Origin of the sequence: Bradyrhizobium icense (assembly GCF_001693385.1) — a bacterium.
Taxonomy (GTDB): Bacteria; Pseudomonadota; Alphaproteobacteria; order Rhizobiales; family Xanthobacteraceae; genus Bradyrhizobium; species Bradyrhizobium icense.
Map to the genome: position 1 here is coordinate 2310769 of NZ_CP016428.1, position 15027 is coordinate 2325795.

At 62.2% G+C, this 15027-nt stretch carries 13 protein-coding genes; 5 read left to right on the forward strand and 8 right to left on the reverse strand.

Going from position 1 to position 15027, the window contains the following annotated elements; translation table 11 throughout:
* Positions 1–103: 103 nt before the first annotated feature.
* From LMTR13_RS10865 to LMTR13_RS10875, 3 genes are all read right to left on the reverse strand, one after another.
* Positions 104–997: a branched-chain amino acid ABC transporter permease gene (locus LMTR13_RS10865; protein ID WP_065727870.1), complete on the reverse strand. Its 894-nt coding sequence runs from the start codon at positions 995–997 to the stop codon at positions 104–106.
* A 148-nt stretch (positions 998–1145) separates the two neighbouring features.
* Positions 1146–3077, reverse strand: coding sequence for a long-chain fatty acid--CoA ligase (locus LMTR13_RS10870; RefSeq protein ID WP_065727871.1), 1932 nt, complete (start codon positions 3075–3077; stop codon positions 1146–1148).
* On the reverse strand, positions 3074–3895 hold the full coding sequence (locus tag LMTR13_RS10875) for an ABC transporter ATP-binding protein (protein ID WP_065727872.1): 822 nt from the start codon (positions 3893–3895) through the stop codon (positions 3074–3076). Before LMTR13_RS10875 ends, LMTR13_RS10870 begins: the two co-directional genes overlap by 4 nt.
* 301 nt (positions 3896–4196) lie before the next feature.
* Here LMTR13_RS10875 and LMTR13_RS10880 point away from each other — a divergent pair, with 301 nt between their 5' ends.
* Positions 4197–4871, forward strand: a complete 675-nt coding sequence (locus tag LMTR13_RS10880; protein ID WP_065732596.1) for a Crp/Fnr family transcriptional regulator — start codon at positions 4197–4199, stop codon at positions 4869–4871.
* Between the two features lie 53 nt (positions 4872–4924).
* Here LMTR13_RS10880 and LMTR13_RS10885 read toward each other — a convergent pair whose 3' ends face one another.
* From LMTR13_RS10885 to LMTR13_RS10905, 5 genes are all read right to left on the reverse strand, one after another.
* Entirely contained in the window at positions 4925–5620 is a 696-nt protein-coding gene (locus LMTR13_RS10885) for an ABC transporter ATP-binding protein (protein ID WP_065732597.1), read from the reverse strand.
* Positions 5620–6369 (reverse strand): ABC transporter ATP-binding protein, encoded by a 750-nt coding sequence (locus tag LMTR13_RS10890; RefSeq protein WP_065727873.1) that lies wholly within the window; start codon positions 6367–6369, stop codon positions 5620–5622. Before LMTR13_RS10890 ends, LMTR13_RS10885 begins: the two co-directional genes overlap by 1 nt.
* Complete coding sequence (locus LMTR13_RS10895; RefSeq protein WP_065727874.1) at positions 6366–7667, reverse strand: branched-chain amino acid ABC transporter permease; 1302 nt, start codon at positions 7665–7667, stop codon at positions 6366–6368. Before LMTR13_RS10895 ends, LMTR13_RS10890 begins: the two co-directional genes overlap by 4 nt.
* Positions 7664–8611: a branched-chain amino acid ABC transporter permease gene (locus LMTR13_RS10900; RefSeq protein ID WP_065727875.1), complete on the reverse strand. Its 948-nt coding sequence runs from the start codon at positions 8609–8611 to the stop codon at positions 7664–7666. The genes LMTR13_RS10895 and LMTR13_RS10900 overlap by 4 nt, the downstream gene beginning before the upstream one ends.
* Before the next feature lie 70 nt (positions 8612–8681).
* A complete protein-coding gene (locus LMTR13_RS10905; protein ID WP_065727876.1) occupies positions 8682–9917 on the reverse strand; it encodes a branched-chain amino acid ABC transporter substrate-binding protein in 1236 nt (411 codons plus the stop codon).
* Positions 9918–10234: 317 nt separating this feature from the next.
* Here LMTR13_RS10905 and gmd point away from each other — a divergent pair, with 317 nt between their 5' ends.
* The 4 genes from gmd to LMTR13_RS10925 all read left to right on the forward strand — a co-directional run bounded on the left by gmd (position 10235) and on the right by LMTR13_RS10925 (position 14949).
* Positions 10235–11320 carry a GDP-mannose 4,6-dehydratase gene (gmd, locus tag LMTR13_RS10910; protein ID WP_065727877.1) on the forward strand — a complete coding sequence of 362 codons (1086 nt, stop codon included), beginning with the start codon at positions 10235–10237 and terminating at the stop codon, positions 11318–11320.
* Positions 11301–12254 (forward strand): GDP-L-fucose synthase, encoded by a 954-nt coding sequence (gene fcl, locus LMTR13_RS10915; protein ID WP_065727878.1) that lies wholly within the window; start codon positions 11301–11303, stop codon positions 12252–12254. Before gmd ends, fcl begins: the two co-directional genes overlap by 20 nt.
* Positions 12255–12402: 148 nt before the next feature.
* Positions 12403–13380 carry a Bug family tripartite tricarboxylate transporter substrate binding protein gene (locus LMTR13_RS10920; protein ID WP_083219431.1) on the forward strand — a complete coding sequence of 326 codons (978 nt, stop codon included), beginning with the start codon at positions 12403–12405 and terminating at the stop codon, positions 13378–13380.
* A gap of 165 nt (positions 13381–13545) precedes the next feature.
* Complete coding sequence (locus tag LMTR13_RS10925; RefSeq protein ID WP_065727880.1) at positions 13546–14949, forward strand: IS1182 family transposase; 1404 nt, start codon at positions 13546–13548, stop codon at positions 14947–14949.
* The last annotated feature ends 78 nt before the right edge of the window (positions 14950–15027 follow it).

Below are 15027 nucleotides of genomic sequence, written 5' to 3' on the forward strand. Positions count from 1 at the left end.
AGGCTCTACCGTCCGTGCCGATTGATAGGAGTCACTGGCCCGCCTCTTTTTGTTTGGGCATGATCGTTACCGAAAACCGGTTTCCACTTTTCGGCGATCATGCCTACACCCGCTCGATGTCTTTGGTGCCGAACAGGCCGTACGGCTTGATCATGAGGATGATGATGAGGGCATAGAACGGCGCGATCTCGTAGAGATTGCCCCAGTGCAGATATTCGCTGTCGAGAAAATGCGCGACGTTTTCCAGCAGCCCGATGATGATGCCGCCGAGCACCGCGCCGCCGACGCTGTCGAGGCCGCCCAGGATTGCCGCCGGGAACACCTTGACGCCATAGGCGGAAAGCCCGGCCGACACGCCGTTGACGACGGCCACCACCACACCCGCGACGGCGGACACCGTCGCCGAGATCGCCCAGGCCATCGCGAATACGCTTTTGACGGAAATGCCGAGCGATTGCGCCACCTGCTGGTTGAACGCGGTTGCGCGCATCGCCAGACCATATTTGGACAGGCGGAAGAACCACGCCATGCCAATCATCATCGCCACCGAGACCGCGAGGCTCATCAGATAGACCGTCTGCACCTGCAGTCCGAGAATGTTGACGTTCTGGGTCTGGAAGATGCGCGGGAACGGCTGCAAATTGACGCCGAACATCCACTTCATCAGCGCGGAGAATACCGTCGATAGCGCGATCGTCACCATGATCACGGAAATGATCGGTTCGCCGATCATCGGGCGCAGGATGACGATCTGGATCGCGATGCCGAACAGGAACATGAAGACCAGCGTGATCGGCATGCCCAGATAGAACGGCACCTGGTACTTGGTGAGCAGCCACCAGCACACCCATGCGCCGACCAGCAGCAATTCGCCCTGCGCGAAGTTTACGACCTGCGTCGCCTTGTAGATCAGCACGAACGACATCGCGACCACGCCGTAGAGCGTGCCGACCACGAGGCCGTTGACGAGGAGCTGGATCAGGAGCTGGGTGTTCATGCGAAGTCACCAGACGTGCAAGCTGTCATCGCCGGGCTTGACCCGGCGATCCATCGCCTGAAGAGGCACTTTTTCCGAAGAGGATGGATGCGCGGGTCAAGCCCGCGCATGACGAGCAGTTTTGCGGCGCCACAGGCAAACATCATCCTCATTCCGCGGCCTCCGCCATCGGCGCGGGGCCGCCGAGATCGACCACGCGGAGCGTGGTGCGGATGCGCTGGGTGGTGCCGTCCTGGAAGCGGATCACGGTATCGACGGGAATGTCGCTCCTGCCGCCATAGATCGCGTCGATGATATCGGCGTATTTCTCGTTGATAACGCTGCGGCGCACTTTTCGGGTGCGGGTCAGCTCGCCGTCGTCGGCGTCGAGCTCCTTGTAGAGCAGCAGGAAGCGGGAGATGCGCTGCGCCGGCGGCAGCGTGGCATTGACGCCCTCGACCTCCTTGCGCAACAGTTCATAGACCTCGGGACGCGAGGAGAGGTCGGTGTAGGTGGTGAACGAGATCCGTTTCTTCTCCGCCCATTTCGAGATGATCGAGTAACGAATACAGATCATCGCCGCCAGCGCGTCGCGGCCGGCGCCGAGCACCACCGTCTCGGCGATGTAGGGCGAGAATTTCAGCTTGTTTTCCAGATATTGCGGCGAGAACCGCTCGCCGCGCGAGGTCTCGGCGAGGTCCTTGATGCGGTCGATGACGACGAGCTGACCTTGATCGTTGAAATAGCCGGCGTCGCCGGAATGCATCCAGCCGTCCTTGATGTCGGCCGCCGAGGCTTCCGGATTCTTGTAATAGCCTAAGAACATGTTGGGATGGCGGACGACGATCTCGCCGACGCCATTGACGTCGGGGTGGTCGACGCGGATCTCGATGTCGGCGGCCATCGGCACGCCGGTCGTATCCGGATCGACCTTGCCCGCAGGATGCAGCGTGTAGGCACCGAGCAGTTCGGTCTGGCCATAGAGCGTGCGCAGCGGCACGCCCATGGCCTGGAAGAACTTGAACGTATCAGGACCGAGCGCGGCGCCGCCGGTCGCGGCCGAGCGCAGCCGGGTGAAGCCCAAGCGGTCGCGCAGCGCGCGGAACAGCAACTGGTCGGCAAACATCGAATGCTTGCCCTGCGCCAGCGCCGAAAGCCCCGCCTTCATGCCGATGTCGAACAGTTTTTGCTTGAGCGGCGAGGAGTCCATCACGCCGGCGCGTACATCGGCGGCGATCGATTCCCAGAGCCGCGGCGCGAACAGCACGAAGGTCGGCGCGATCTCGCGGAAATCGTGCATCATGGTCTCGGGCTCTTCGACGAAGTTGACCTTCATCCGGCACAGCAGCCCTTTGCCGAGCGCGTAGACCTGTTCCATGATCCAGGGCAGCGGCAGCACCGAGACATATTCGTCGTCCGGTCCCTTCGGATCGAAGGCGAGATAGGTCGCACAATGCTTCAGGACCCGCCCAGCCGCCAGCATCGCGAGCTTGGGATTGGCCGTGGTGCCGGACGTGGTGCAGAGGATCGCGACGTCTTCGCCGCGCGTCGCATCGACCAGCCCGTCGTAAAGGACCGGCTCGCGCGCGGCGCGGTCGCGCCCCATCGTGGCCAGCTTCTCGGCTTCCATCAGGCGCGGATCGTCGTACTTCCGCATGCCGCGTGGATCGGAATAGACGATGTGCTTGAGGTTCGGCGCGCGATCGGCCAGCGCCAGCAGCTTGTCGACCTGTTCTTCATCCTCGGCGAACACCAGCTTGGCCTCGCCGTAGCTGAGCAGGTAGGCTGCTTCCTCGTCCAGCACGTCGCGATAGAGGCCGAGGCTCATGGCGCCGATCGCATGCGTGGCGATTTCCGCCGCCACCCAGTCCGGGCGATTGTCGCCGATGATGCCGATGACGTCGCCGCGCCCAAGACCCAGTTCGATCAAGCCGAGCGCGAAATCATGGACGCGGGTCTGGTAGTTGCTCCAGGTGAAGACGCGCCACAGCCCGAGATCCTTTTCGCGTAACGCTATCTCGCCGCCATGCTCTTTCGCATTGAGGCGCAGCAGCTTTGGAAAGGTATCGGCCTGGGCGACGCGTCCGGCGTAATCCATCATGCCGCGCTCTCCCGTGAGGCCGGCGTATCGTCGGGATCGACCAGAACCTCATCTTCTTCGCCGAGATAGGCGCGCTTCACATGGGGATCGGCGAGCACGGAAGCGGGATCGCCCTCGGCGATCTTGCGGCCGAAATCCAGCACCATGACGCGGTGGGAGATATCCATCACCACGCCCATGTCGTGCTCGATCATCATCACGGTCATGCCGAACTCTTCGTTGAGGTCAACGATGTAGCGCGCCATGTCTTCCTTCTCTTCGAAGTTCATGCCGGCCATCGGCTCGTCGAGCAGGATGAGTTGCGGCTCCAGCGCCATCGCACGGGCAAGCTCGACGCGCTTGCGCAGGCCGTAGGGGAGGGTGCCGGCGGTAGCCTTGCGTACCGACTGCAGGTCGAGGAAGTCGATGATCTCCTCTACCTTGCGGCGGTGCTCGAGTTCCTCGCGCCGCGCACCGGTCAGCCAGTACAGCGAGCCCGTGATGAAGTTGTTCTTCAGGAGGTGGTGCCGCCCGACCATGATGTTGTCGAGCACGCTCATATGGTGGAACAGCGCCAGGTTCTGGAAGGTGCGCCCGATGCCGAGGGACGGCCGCGCGTTCGGATTGAGGCCGGTGATGTCTTTGCCGCGGTAGAAGAGCTCGCCTTCGGTCGGCTTGTAGCGGCCGGAAATACAATTGACGATCGAGGTCTTGCCGGCGCCGTTCGGGCCGATGATCGAGAACAATTCTCCCTCGTTCACGCCGAACGAGACCTCGGTCAGTGCACGGACGCCACCGAAGCGCAAGGAAACCCCGCGCACTTCCAACGTATGAGCCACTCATTCCCTCCAGATAAGGCGCTTGTCGCGCTCTTTATCTATCGTTCGCAATTACACCCGCAATCTTACATCCGCAGTCGCATTCCGGCCATCCGGCTAACGATGCCGACCACGGACGGCATCACGCGTGGTAACGCCGCACCCCGACCGGTCGCGCCATGGGCGCATCGGTCGAGGTGGTCCTCCTTAGGGCAATGCGATAGTTTGAAATGTCTTTTGCCTGACAATTCGTCGGGAAATTTTGCCAGGCCGCACTTCTGTTGCGGTGCAGCAAGTATGGAATGCGACGGTCGATGCAATCATGATTGCTGCAGAATATCTCAGGCGCATCGCCGCCTGGTCGCGCGAACTGAACGAGCGGGAAATCGAGGTCGCCCGTGCCGGCATCGTGGAGAAATCCTATCGTGCCAACGAGCACATCTTCATGCGCGGCGATACCTTCGACTACTGGACCGGCATCGTCACCGGCCTTGCGCGAATGAGTACCGTATCGAGCGGCGGCAAGGCGGCGACGTTCGCCGGCCTCACGGCGGGCGCCTGGTTTGGCGAAGGCACGGTGCTGAAGAGCGAGCCGCGCCGCTATGACGTGGTGGCATTGCGCGACACCAGGCTGGCACTGATGGACCGCAGCACCTTCTTCTGGCTGTTCGAGAACAGCGTCGCGTTCAACCGCTTTCTGGTCCGGCAGCTCAACGAGCGGCTCGGCCAGTTCATCGGAGCGGTGGAACATGGCCGCACGCTCGACGCAACCAGCCGCGTTGCGCGTTCCATCGCCTCGCTGTTCAACCCGATTCTCTATCCGGACATGACGCGCCACCTAGAGATCACGCAGGAAGAAATCGGAGCGCTCTCCGGCATTTCGCGGCAAAACGCCAACCAGTGCCTGAAGCGGCTCGAGAAGGAGGGCCTGCTGCGGCTCGAATATGGCGGCGTCACCATCATCGAACTCGAACGCTTGCGCCACCATGGCGAGTAGCCGGGGTCATGCCGCCGTTCCGCGTGGATGCCGAGGCCCCGCCGGCGTTGCGATCAGACCTCCAGCCATTCCTTGCGGATGGCGTCGTTGTCCCTGAGATCGGCCGGCGTGCCTTCGAACACGATGCGGCCGTGACCCATCACATAAAGCCGGTGCGAGATCCGCATTGCGATCGACAGCTTCTGCTCGACCAGCAGGATGGCGACGCCGCGGCGGGCAATTTCGGCGAGGAGATCGCCGACCTGATGCACAATGAGCGGTGCCAGCCCCTCGGTCGGTTCGTCGATCATCACCAGTTCTGGATCGCCCATCAGGGTGCGACAAATCGTCAGCATCTGCTTTTCGCCGCCCGACATCACGCCGGCCGCCGTATCGGCACGCGCGGCGAGATTGGGGAACATCTGCAGCATGTCCTCCAGCCGCCACTTGCCCGGCTTGCGCGGGTCCTTGATGCCGAGCATCAGGTTCTGCCGCACCGTGAGACCGGGAAAGATGTCGCGGTGCTCGGGAACGTAGCCGAGCCCGAGATGCGCTATCTTGTAGCTCGGCAGGCCCGCAATATTGCTGCCCTTGAACAGAATGGTGCCCTGCGGCGGAACTTCGCCCATGATGGCCTTGACGGTGGTGGAACGGCCGACGCCGTTGCGGCCGAGCAGACTGACCACCTCGCCGGCGTCGATCTTGATATCGACGCCCTGCAGGATGTGGCTCTTGCCGTAATAAGCGTGCAGATCCCTGACCTCGAGCATCATGCCGCTTCCTCGCCGAGATAGGCTTCCCTGACCTTCGGATTGCCGCGGATTTCCTCCGGTACCCCCGAAGCGATGATCTGGCCGTACACCAGCACCGAAATCTTGTCGGCAAGGCCGAACACCACGCTCATGTCGTGCTCGACGATCAGCAGGGTGCGCCCTTCGGTAAGGCGGCGGATCAGCGCTACCGCGCGTTCGGTTTCGGCGTGGCTCATGCCGGCGGTCGGTTCATCCAGCAGAATGACATCGGCGCCGCCGGCGATGGTGATGCCGATCTCGAGCGCGCGCTGCTCGGCGTAGGTCAAGAGCCCGGCCGGCACGTCGCGCCGGGCGGTGAGGTTGATATCCTCGAGGATCCGCGCCGTCCGCTCCCGTACTTCCGGCAGTCTGTCGACGTTCTTCCAGAAGGCGTAGCGGTGGCCGGTGGCCCACAGCACCGCGCAGCGCAGGTTCTCCCACACGCTCATATTGGCGAAGACGTTGGTGACCTGAAAGCTGCGCGACAGCCCGCGGCGGTTGATCTGATAAGGCGCGAGCCCCGAGACCACTTCGTCGCGCAACAGGATGCTGCCGGTGGTCGGCAGCATGTAGCCGCTAATCAGGTTGAACAAAGTGGACTTGCCGGCGCCGTTCGGTCCGATCAGGGCATGGCGCTCGCCCTGCGCCACCGCAAGGTTGACGTTGCGGATCACCGACGTGTTGCCGAAGCTCTTCTCGACGCCGCGCAATTCGATCGCGGTGCTCATGCGGCGATTCCTTTTTCGCGCGCGACGCTGGTCGCGTCATCCCAGGCGTGCCCGACGAAGGTCCATGTCTTGCGCGCCACCCAGTAGCCGCCGACCAGCAGGATCGCCGCCATCGCCCAGACGTAACGGTTCGCCGCGTCGAAGGGGACGCCAAACGCCTTGATGTGAGAATCGTCGCCGGAATGGACGGCATAATACACAATTATTTCGGTCCCGAGGATGAGGCCGATGAGCATGGCGAGCGTCGGCACGAAAGCGATCAGATAACTGGGCAGCACCTTGCCGAACGTGCCGGCCTTCAACAGCGGGCGATGCATCATCAACAGTCCGGTGATGCCACCCGGTGCGAACAGCACCACCGCGATGAAGATCAGCCCGAAATAGAGCTGCCACACCTGCGTCAGATCGCTGAGGCCGAGCGAAAGAATCGTGACGAAAATCGCCCCCACGATCGGTCCGATGAAGAACCCGACGCCGCCGATATAGGTGGCGAACAGCACGGTACCCGACTGCACGGCGCCGAGATAGGCCGAATTGGCGATTTCGAAGTTGATGGCCGCGAGCGCGCCCGCGATGCCGGCGAAGAAGCCGGAAAAACAGAACGCCAGATAGCGCACCACATGCGGATCGTAGCCGACGAACTGAACGCGTTCGGGATTGTCGCGAACGGCATTGCACATGCGCCCCAGCGGCGTGCGGGTGAGGGCGTACATTGCGATCACCGCAATCAGGGTCCACGCCGCGACCAGATAATAGATCTGGATTTGCGGCCCAAAATTCCAGTCGAACAGCCGGAACACCTTGGTGCGGTTGGCGGAGATGCCGGCTTCGCCGCCGAAAAAGGTGCGCAGGATTAGCGCCGACGAGGCGACCAGTTCGGCAACGCCGAGCGAGATCATCGCGAACGCCGTTCCGCTGCGCTGGGTCGAGACCCAGCCGAGCAATACCGCGAACAGTAATCCGGTCAGTCCGCCGATCAGCGGCACCAGCGGCAGCGGGATCGGCAGCTTGTTGGCGCCGATGATATTGATGGCGTGGATCACCAGGAAGCCGCCGAGGCCGTAATACACGGCGTGTCCGAACGACAGCATGCCGGTCTGGCCTAGCAAAATGTTGTAGGACAGCGAGAAGATGATCGAGATGCCGATCAGGCTGAACGTGGTCAGCGATCCGCCGGAACTGAACAGCTTCGGCAGCAGCAGCAGCACGACCGCGGCCCCGACCCACAATCCATAGAATTTGAGTTTTTCGGCGGCGGTCGGATAGGGAGGTGCCACGCTCGAGGTTGTCTCGGTCATGTGTCGCGTGTCCCGAGCAGGCCCATGGGGCGGAAGATCAGGATCAGGACGAGCAATACGTAGGGCATGATCGGCGCGATCTGGGCAATGGTCACGTTCCAGATATCGGCGAGCCAGGTCGCCGCGTAATCGGGGCTGAGCGGGCCGAAGGCGCCGGACAATGAGCCGTTCATCGATACCGCAAAGGTCTGCACCAGCCCGATCAGCAGCGAGGCGGCGAAGGCCCCGGGCAGCGAGCCCAGTCCGCCGACCACCACCACCACGAACAGGATCGGTCCGAGCAATCCGGCCATGTTCGCCTGCGTCACCAGCGCGGGACCGGCGATTACGCCGGCGACGGCGGCGAGCGCGGTGCCGACACCGAATACCAGCATGAAGATGCGTCCGACGTTATGGCCGAGATGGCCAACCATGTGCGGATGAGTCAGCGCCGCCTGCACGATCAGGCCGATCCGAGTCTTCTTGAGTGTGATCAGCAGGACCGCGAAGATTACGATGGAGACCAGCAGCATGAACATTTTGTAGGCGGGGTAGTTGGTCGAGAAGATCGTGAAGGCCGGAAAATCCAGCGACGACGGCACCCGGAAATCGACCGGACTCTTGCCCCAGATGATCTGCACGACTTCCTCGATCGCAAAGGCCAGGCCGAAGGTGAACAGCAGTTCGGCGACGTGGCCGTTCTTGTGCACGCGGCGCAGGCCGTAGCGCTCGACCGCGGCGCCGAGCGCGCCGGCCAGCAATGGCGCGATCAAGAGCGCGGGCCAGAAGCCGAACCAGCGGCTGATCTGGAATCCGAAGAACGCGCCGAGCATGTAGAAGCTGGCATGCGCGAAGTTCAGCACGCCGAGCATGCTGAAGATGACGGTGAGCCCGCTCGCCATCAAAAACAGCAGCATGCCGTACAACACACCGTTCAGTGTGGACATGACGATCAGTTCAAGCACGGCACACCGCCTGGGGAATAAGGGACGCGTCCGTCCCGGAGGTCGGGGCGGACGGGTTACGCGCGAATGGTTACTTCGGTCGTTCCATCTTGCAGGTTGTCGGCAGCATGGTCTGGGCGGTATCGATCTTAGCGATGAGCTTCCAGCCCCAGCCGGTCTTTTCCTCGTCGAACGGTTCCTTTTCGGTACGATCGCCGAGCGAGGAAATGTAGATCGGCTGGAAGAATTGGTGGTCGTCCTTGCGCATACTGCCCTTGCCGCCGTTGAAGACGTCGAACTCCATGCCTTCCAGCGCAAGCGCGACCTTGACCGGATCGATCGACTTGGCCTTGTCGGCGGCGGCCGCAAGCATGCGCATCTGGTTGACGGCGCGCGGGTAGAACAGGCTGAAGTCGTATTTCGCGCGGAGGGCCTTTTCGAACTCCTGCGACGGCTTATTGTCGAGGTTGGCGATGCCTTCGCCGACCTGGAATACCTGATGGTTGAGGTTGGCCTGTTTGACCGCGGTCGGGCCGCCGGTGCCGCCGGCGTAATAGGTATACCAGCTGACCTTGAGCCCGGCGTCGGCCGCGGCCTTCAGCAGGAGCGCGAAATCCTGGCCCCAATTGCCTGTCACCACGGTGTCGGCGCCCGATGCTTTGATCTTGGCGATATACGGAGCGAAATCGGTGATTTTCAGCAGCGGATGCAGTTCGTCACCGACGATCTTGATGTCCGGCCGCTTGGCGGCGAGCATCGACTTGGCGGCGGTTCGGACGGAGTGGCCGAACGAGTAATCCTGATTGATCAGATAGACGTTCTTGATGGCGGTCGCGGTCTTCATGTAGTTGGTCAACGCCTCCATCTTGATGTCAGAGTTGGCATCCCAGCGGAAATGCCAGAAGCTGCATTTGTCGTTGGTGAGGACCGGATCGACCGCGGCATAGTTGAAGTACAGGACTTCCTTGCCCGGATTGCGCTCGTTGTATTTCGTGACGAAGTCCGACAGCGCGCCGGCGACCGAGGAGCCGTTGCCCTGGGTCAGGATCCGGATGCCTTGATCGATGGCCTTCTGGGCCTGGATCAGACTCTCCTGCGGATTGGTCTTGTTGTCGAAAGCGACGATTTCGACCTTCTTGCCGAGAACACCGCCCTTGGCGTTCAACTCCTCGGCCAGGAACTGAAAGGTCTTCAGGCCGATTTCGCCAATGCTGGCGCCGCCTCCCGACAACGGGTCGATGTAGGCGATCTTGACCGTTTCTTGCGCGATCGCAGCAGTGCCGAACATCGGCAGTGCGATGGCCGCAGCCATCATTAGTTTACGCATATCGTCTCTCCCTTTATTGGCTTTTCTTTGGTCTAGGGTGGGCTCGAATACCGAAATGGCCTGGATTTCAGCCGTTCGGCCATCAGTTTTCACGTGAGTCGATTGTGGTCCAAGGCTCCATCTCCCGCAAGCCCGATGACGTCTGGCCGGTTGCGGCCTCCCCCGGGACTAATTTGCTTGGGTGATGGGGGCATGATAGGGGCTGGGACCGTCCGGCTTGCGTCCATGGGACCGAAGTTGCCGGCCGGCCCAGCGCAATATTTTGGCGGTTTGTCGTGGTCGGGCGGCTCCTGGGTCCCCGCGTTGTTGGAGAAGAAATGGCAGTTCAGGATTCGAAACGACGCGTGGCGCTGATCACCGGCGTCACCGGGCAGGACGGCGCCTACCTGGCCGAATATTTGCTCGGCCTCGGCTATGAGGTCCATGGCATCAAGCGGCGGTCGTCCTCGTTCAACACGGCGCGGATCGATCACCTCTACCAGGACCCGCATGCCCGCAACGTGCCGTTCCTGCTGCATTACGGCGACATGACCGACTCGACCAACCTGATCCGGCTGATGCAGCAGATCAGGCCGTCCGAGATCTACAACCTCGCCGCCCAGAGCCATGTCGGCGTCAGCTTCGAAAGCCCGGAATATACCGCCAACGCCGATGCCATCGGCGTGCTGCGGCTGCTGGAAGCGATCCGGATTCTCGGCATGGAGAAGGAGACGCGGTTCTATCAAGCCTCGACCTCGGAGCTCTATGGCCTGGTCCAGGAGGTGCCGCAGAAGGAGACCACGCCGTTCTACCCGCGCTCGCCCTACGGCGTCGCCAAGCTGTACGGCTACTGGATCACGGTCAATTACCGCGAGGCCTACGGCATGTTTGCCAGCAACGGCATCCTGTTCAACCATGAGAGCCCGATCCGCGGCGAGACCTTCGTCACCCGCAAGATCACCCGCAGCGTCGCCCGCATTGAGGTTGGCCTCGACCAGGCGCTCTATCTCGGCAACCTCGCCGCCAAGCGCGACTGGGGTCATGCGCGGGATTATATCGAGGGCATGCACAAGATCCTGCAGGCGGACGCGCCCGACGATTTCGTGCTGGCGACCGGCGAGACCCGCTCGGTGCGCGAGTTCGTCGAGCTGGCGTTCGCCGAAGTCGGCCGTCGCATCGAATGGCACGGCCAGGGCGTCGACGAGACCGGGGTCGACCAAAAGTCCGGCAAGACCGTGGTGCGGATCGATCCCGACTATTTCCGGCCGACCGAGGTCGATCTTCTGGTCGGCGATGCCAGCAAGGCGCGCGAGAAACTCGGCTGGAAGCCCAAGACGTCGGTCACCGAATTGGTCAAGGAGATGGTCGCGAACGATCTGGCAGAAGCGCGGCGGGAGGTCGCCAATGGCAAGCCTGCCGTTTGAGCTGAGAGGCAAGACGGTCTACGTCGCCGGCCACCGCGGCATGGTCGGCGCTGCGCTGGTGCGCCGGCTGGCGCAGGAGGACGTCGAACTGCTGACGACGCCCCGCAATGAGGTCGACCTGCGCGATCAGGCCGCGGTCAACCGCTGGTTTGCCGCAAGGCGCCCGCAGGCGGTGTTTCTGGCCGCCGCCAAGGTCGGCGGCATCGTCGCCAACAACACGCTGCGCGCCGAATTCCTCTACGACAATCTGGCGATCGCTTCCAACGTGATCCATGCCGCGCATGTCCACGGCGCCGAGAAGCTGATGTTCTTAGGCTCGTCCTGCATCTACCCCAAACTGGCGCCGCAGCCGCTGCGCGAGGACTCGATGCTGACCGGGCCGCTGGAACCGACCAACGAGCCCTATGCGATTGCCAAGATCGCCGGGATCAAGATGGTGGAGGCCTATCGCAGCCAATACGGCGCCGACTTCATCAACGTGATGCCGACCAATCTGTACGGCCGCGGCGACAATTATCATCCCGAATACAGCCACGTCGTCGCCGCCCTGATCCGCCGCTTCCACGAGGCCAAGGTCGCCGGCGCCAAAGAGGTCGCGGTCTGGGGCACCGGCACGCCGCGGCGCGAATTTCTCTATGTCGACGACCTCGCGGATGCCTGCATCCATTTGATGAAGAACTATTCGGATAGCGAACTGGTCAACATCGGCACCGGCGAGGACATCACGATCGCCGAATTCGCCCGCGTGGTCGCGGCGACCGTCGGCTATACCGGCGAGATCGGCTTCGACACGTCGCGCCCGGACGGCACGCCGCGAAAACTGCTCGACGTCAGCCGGCTGGCAAAACTCGGCTGGCGCGCCAGCACGAAGCTCGACGACGGCATTCGTCTGGCCTATCAGGCGTTCCTGAGTGAGCACGCATTGAACGTCTAGCTCGCCGAACGAAAGCCCTGTCAGTCCGCGTTAATGCGAAGCATTTCGCCTCACCCTCACGAAAATCGGTATCCAATTTTCCCGATCATGCTTTAGGATACACGCGCCGAGCGGCCGGAAAGAGCCGCGTGTTGTCGGAGGAAGCATGATGAAATATCAGCGTCGCCAGTTCTTGCAGTTCGTCGCCGGTGCGGCTGCGCTCCACGTTACGTCAAGCATCGCAAGTGCACAGGCCTATCCATCACGACCGGTTCGCCTCGTAATCGGCTATACGCCCGGCGGCTCGGCGGATCTCACGTCGCGCCTGATGGGGCAATGGCTGTCGGAAAAGCTCGGGCAATCCTTCGTTATCGAGAACCGGCCAGGTGGTGGCACCAACATCGCCACCGAGCAGGTGCTGCGTGCCACGCCTGATGGCTACACGCTGCTGCTGGTGGCGCCGGCCAACGCCATCAACGCGACGCTCTACGACAAGCTGCCCTTCGATTTCATGAAGGAGATGGAGCCGATCGCCGGCCTCATTCGCTTTCCCAACGTCGTGGTGGTGCATCCCTCTCTGCCGATCAAGTCGATCCCCGAGCTGATCGCCTATGCCAAGGCCAATCCGGGCAAACTCAACATGGCATCGTCAGGCAACGGCTCGACGATCCACATGTCGGGCGAACTGTTCAAGATGCTGACCGGCATCAACATGCAGCACGTGCCCTACCGCGGCGGCGCTCCGGCCCTCACCGACATGCTCTCCGGCCAGATGCATGTCATGTTCGACAATCTTCCGACCTGCGCCGAGCACGTCAAATCTGGCAAGCTGCGCGGGCTTGCAGTCACCAGCACGACGCGCTCGGACGTACTGCCGGACCTGCCGCTGGTCGCCGATTTCCTCCCCGGCTACGAGGCAAGCGCCTGGTACGGCCTCGCAGCGCCCAAGGGCACGCCGCCGGAAATCATCGGTACCCTCAACAAGGCAGTGAACGAAATCCTCGCCGATCCCAAAGCAAAGACACGCTTCGCCGAGATCGGCGCCATCCTGCTGCCGGGCTCGCCCGCCGATTTCGGCAAGCTGGTAGCGGACGAGACCGAGAAGTGGGGCAAGGTGGTCAAGTTCGCCGGCGCGAAGGTGGATTAGGCGGTCATCCAACTGGCGGCGAGGTAAGCCAGTAGTGTCTGCGTGCAGGCACGGATCGGCCGCGCCGGATGTCCGCAGTAGACCCGATTGTGTTGCAAAACTCCCATTGAGGCGACTCGCGAACCGTGATTCCGTTGATGGAGAGGGCATCAGCGGGAGCGGCGCATGATGGGGCGGCGGGAGGATGGACAAGGACAGTTTTTCTATTCGTTTGATCTCGACAAGGTGGTCCCGCCCGATCATCTGGTGCGGCAGATCGACGGTCTGCTCGACCTGAGCTGGGTGCACAAGGAGTTGGCGCCCTATTACTCGCACACGGGGCGGCCCTCGATTGACCCGGTGCTGATGATCCGGATGCTGATCGTTGGCTACGTGTTTGCGCTCCGCTCGGAGCGCCGGCTATGCGCTGAAGTCCAGGTCAACCTGGCCTACAGGTGGTTCTGCAAGCTCGGCATTGAGGACAGGATTCCCGATCATTCTGTCTTCTCCCCTGCGCGGCATGAACGCTTCCGGGAGAGCGACGCTCTGCGTCGGGTCTTCGAGGGTGTCGTGGCAATGTGCATTGCGACCGGGCTGGTTGGGGGCGAAGCGTTCTCGATCGATGCGAGCCTGATCAAAGCGGATGTGGATAAGAAGAAGCGGATGCCCGGCGACCAGCCGATTGCATGGCCGAAGGTAGAGGAGGCATCTCATGCAGTTCGCGAGTACCTCGCCGCCCTCGATACCGCCCGCGGCGATGAAGACGGTAGTGGAGATGCTGGCGGTTCAGGCAAAGGCAGCGATCGACACAAGCCTCCAAAGGAAGTCTCGCTTACCGATCCGCAAGCGACATGGGTTGCGAGGCCAGGCCTGGACCCATTCTTTGCTTATGATGCGAACTACCTGATCGACAACAAGGCCGGCATTATCATCGATGCGGTGGGCACTCGGGCGAACCGAACCGTGGAGATTGCCATCACCCAGACCATGGTGGACCGTGTTGAACGCCGCTTCGATTTGCGGCCCCAGCGGCTCGCGGGCGATACGGTCTATGGCGCGGTCAGGCTGCTCAAATGGCTGGTGGATCGCAACATCGCACCGCACGTACCGGTGTGGGACAAGTCTGCACGTACAGATGGCACCTTCAGCCGGGCCGACTTCGTCTTCGATCAACAGCGTAACATCTATATTTGCCCAGGCGGTGCGGAACTGACCAGCACGGGCAATATCGATCAAGGCCACATCGTTTATTACAGGGCCAGCAAGAGCGACTGCTCGCAGTGTTCCCTGAAGCCAAAGTGCACGACCGCGACCGCGCGCAAAATCACCCGCGACCTCAACGAAGATGTGCGGGATCGTGTCCGCGCCTTGGCCGATACGGAAGCCTTCCAGCAGTCCCGCCGTGAGCGCAAGAAGGTCGAGATGCGATTTGCGCACATGAAGCGCATTTTCCGGCTCGACCGGTTCCGGCTGCGGGGCTTGAGTGGCGTCAGAGACGAAGTGCTACTGACAGCAACTGCGCAAAACCTGAGGCGGCTGGCCAAGCTTCTCTGCCATGCCCCGCCTCTGGCACAGGCCTGCCTCGCTTAGCCGCCTCGTCAAGCGTCGATAGCGTCAACAGGTCAGACAAAAGGGAGAGCTCACCCAACGAAACCCGTAAAATCCAAA

What these genes read in the sequence shown, in the direction of transcription:
- LMTR13_RS10895 (WP_065727874.1), bottom strand. Translation starts at nt 7,667, where the DNA reads ATGACCGAGACAACCTCGAGCGTGGCACCTCCCTATCCGACCGCCGCC.
- LMTR13_RS10905 (WP_065727876.1), bottom strand. Translation starts at nt 9,917, where the DNA reads ATGCGTAAACTAATGATGGCTGCGGCCATCGCACTGCCGATGTTCGGC.
- LMTR13_RS10870 (WP_065727871.1), bottom strand. Translation starts at nt 3,077, where the DNA reads ATGATGGATTACGCCGGACGCGTCGCCCAGGCCGATACCTTTCCAAAG.
- LMTR13_RS10880 (WP_065732596.1), top strand. Translation starts at nt 4,197, where the DNA reads ATGATTGCTGCAGAATATCTCAGGCGCATCGCCGCCTGGTCGCGCGAA.
- LMTR13_RS10925 (WP_065727880.1), top strand. Translation starts at nt 13,546, where the DNA reads ATGATGGGGCGGCGGGAGGATGGACAAGGACAGTTTTTCTATTCGTTT.
- fcl (WP_065727878.1), top strand. Translation starts at nt 11,301, where the DNA reads ATGGCAAGCCTGCCGTTTGAGCTGAGAGGCAAGACGGTCTACGTCGCC.
- LMTR13_RS10885 (WP_065732597.1), bottom strand. Translation starts at nt 5,620, where the DNA reads ATGCTCGAGGTCAGGGATCTGCACGCTTATTACGGCAAGAGCCACATC.
- LMTR13_RS10865 (WP_065727870.1), bottom strand. Translation starts at nt 997, where the DNA reads ATGAACACCCAGCTCCTGATCCAGCTCCTCGTCAACGGCCTCGTGGTC.
- LMTR13_RS10920 (WP_083219431.1), top strand. Translation starts at nt 12,403, where the DNA reads ATGAAATATCAGCGTCGCCAGTTCTTGCAGTTCGTCGCCGGTGCGGCT.
- gmd (WP_065727877.1), top strand. Translation starts at nt 10,235, where the DNA reads ATGGCAGTTCAGGATTCGAAACGACGCGTGGCGCTGATCACCGGCGTC.
- LMTR13_RS10890 (WP_065727873.1), bottom strand. Translation starts at nt 6,369, where the DNA reads ATGAGCACCGCGATCGAATTGCGCGGCGTCGAGAAGAGCTTCGGCAAC.